The following is a 2,361-nucleotide window of genomic DNA, read 5'->3' on the forward strand; positions in this document are numbered from 1 at the left end:
GTATCAAACAAAAATGTGCTGCAACAGGAGTGCGTCTTTTAAGATGGGATACCATATGTTTCATGAAACATTACTACAAAGTTCGTGTCCCAAAGAATGAATATATCCAGAACATCCTTTCATCTGTTGATTTAAAAGAAGATGTTGTTTATTCATTTTTAAAAAGAATCGAATTCAACAGTAGATTCAAATATTATGTAGTGATCACACTTCGAGGTGATGCACCAAAACGAATTAAACTGTCAGAAGATGGCGGACATCGTACAGGTGTTGACTTTGGAACCTCTACGATTGCGACAGTCTCAAACAACGAGGTCCATCTGGAAGAACTAGCTCCAGATTCAGTTCAATATGAAAAAGAGATTCGGCATAAGCAGAATCTGATAGATGCCTCTATGCGTAAGCACAATCCAGAAAACTACAACAAGAATGGTACAGTCAAAAAGGGAAAACATAAATGGAAAACCACAAGACGATGTAGACGTTTAAAACGCCAAGTTCGAGTTCTCTATCGAAAACAATCTGCTTACATTAAGACTTCACATCATACTTTTATCAATAGAGTTGTTCAAAATACAAGCGAATTCATCCTTGAACCAATGAACTTCAAGGCTCTTCAAAAGAAATCAAAGAAGACAGAGCGTAAAGATGAGGCAACGGCAATTAAACAAAAAGACGGCTCTTTTAAGATGGTACGTAAATACAAACGCAAAAAGCGTTATGGGCACTCTATCAAGAACCGTTCTCCAGGTCTTATGCAGGCCGATTTAAAAACAAAGGCAACACAGTATGGAATACCATACTACGAAATAGATATTCATCAATACCGTGCTTCTCAACTTCACCATGATACGGGTGAATATATTAAACCTACTTTAAACGAAAGATTTAAAACGGTTGAAGGATGCAAAGTACAAAGAGATTTATATTCTGCCTTTCTAATTTATCATACTGACGATACATTGACTGCACCTGATTTTGAAGCCTGTCATTTTGATTTTCCACACTTTGTCAAGATGCAGGATACATTGATTCTAAATATGAAAAAATGTGGACACACAATGAAATACTGCTTTGGATTCTAGCTTAAAGAATCTCTCATCTAGTTCAGGTCTTAGGCGTAAGCCCTGCTGGATGCAGTATGAGTATACAGAGTACAGTCCATATGGATTGGAAATGCTCAAAAAACAAGAGTTATGCAAAGACTATATGCAAGGACTAGAACCATGCTGAAAGCTTTGCGATGCTCCATTTCTCGCATTGTGAGAAAGAGAATCTCGTCATTTTAATGATGAGAGTACGTCAAAAATTAATGAAGAAACAATTTTGATTATATAATTACTTAACGCAATGCCCATTCGCTAAATATAAATTGTTTTTCCAATTGGCTTCAAAACCGTAATTTTTAACAAAATCAACTTTTGAGTTGCGTTCAATATTTTTTAACTTTTCAATTGCTCTTTTGCCAAGGCTTTGATTTGGATTTATATACAGAAGAGGAAGAACTAATGAATATGTGCTTCCAGATACAAAAGATCCTAAATTTATATTTGAAGGTGTGTAAAGCTTTGGCTTGATAGGATGATTTTTTCTGTACAATCTTTGATAATGACAACATTGATTTCTTAGATATGATACACAATGGTAGAAACTTTCTAATTTTTCATAACTAATGTCATTATATCCGATTTTTAAAATTGCTTTTTTATCTTTTGTCTTTAATAATGAATAAAATTTAGAAATGGTGCCAAGAGGTATAAGTTCGACTAATGCCCATACTGGGACAAACCCATTATATTTGTTGTTGTGATGTTGAATAATAAGGCTGGATGCATTTCTTTTATTTACTTCGCCACAACGTTTTAAAAAATCAATGATGTCAATATATTCTTGGTGATTTTTAAAATTAAAGTTTGATGGATCAAGATATCCAACGGGACCATATGTCAATGAAAAATAATTTGCTAATTGAGTTTTTAAATATACCTCAATATCGTTAATTAGTTCAAAAAGTGTTGATCTAATTTCTTTATCAGTTTTATACACATTATAGATATCCTCAAAGGAAATGTTATCAATAAAATTGTCGTTTTTATCTAGAAAATCAATCATATATCCACTTAATCTGTAATAATTTTCATGTTTTAAAATGGATAAAGCATTGTCATAGTTATTAACAATCAACCCTTTATCGTTAATAAGGTGATCTAGCTGTTGATTGAATGTTAAAGCTGGCTTAATCTGTGCATTGAAATTATTCATAAATTCTCCTAAAAAAATTGGATAATAGAAATCAAGTAAAAATTAAAAAAATATCAATGATTTTTCATGGTTTTTATTGCACGCTGAAAATCCCTGAAG

The 2,361-nt window shown here is 32.5% G+C and carries 1 protein-coding gene and 1 pseudogene; one reads left to right on the top strand and one right to left on the bottom strand.

The annotated features are described in order from the left end of the window. Nucleotides 1-1,085, top strand: a pseudogene (locus tag NE544_RS11900) (hypothetical protein); the annotation flags it as partial. 253 nt (nucleotides 1,086-1,338) lie between these two features. Here NE544_RS11900 and NE544_RS11905 read toward each other — a convergent pair. Further along, nucleotides 1,339-2,262, bottom strand: coding sequence for an Abi family protein (locus tag NE544_RS11905; RefSeq protein WP_256269485.1), 924 nt, complete (start codon nucleotides 2,260-2,262; stop codon nucleotides 1,339-1,341). Between the last annotated feature and the right edge of the window lie 99 nt (nucleotides 2,263-2,361).

The sequence above is a fragment of the Holdemanella sp. MSK.7.32 genome (assembly GCF_024460475.1).
In the GTDB taxonomy this organism is placed as follows: domain Bacteria; phylum Bacillota_I; class Bacilli_A; order Erysipelotrichales; family Erysipelotrichaceae; genus Holdemanella.

Bases quoted from the DNA above. Each gene is read 5' to 3' on its own strand.
- NE544_RS11905 (WP_256269485.1), bottom strand. From the start codon at position 2,262: ATGAATAATTTCAATGCACAGATTAAGCCAGCTTTAACATTCAATCAA.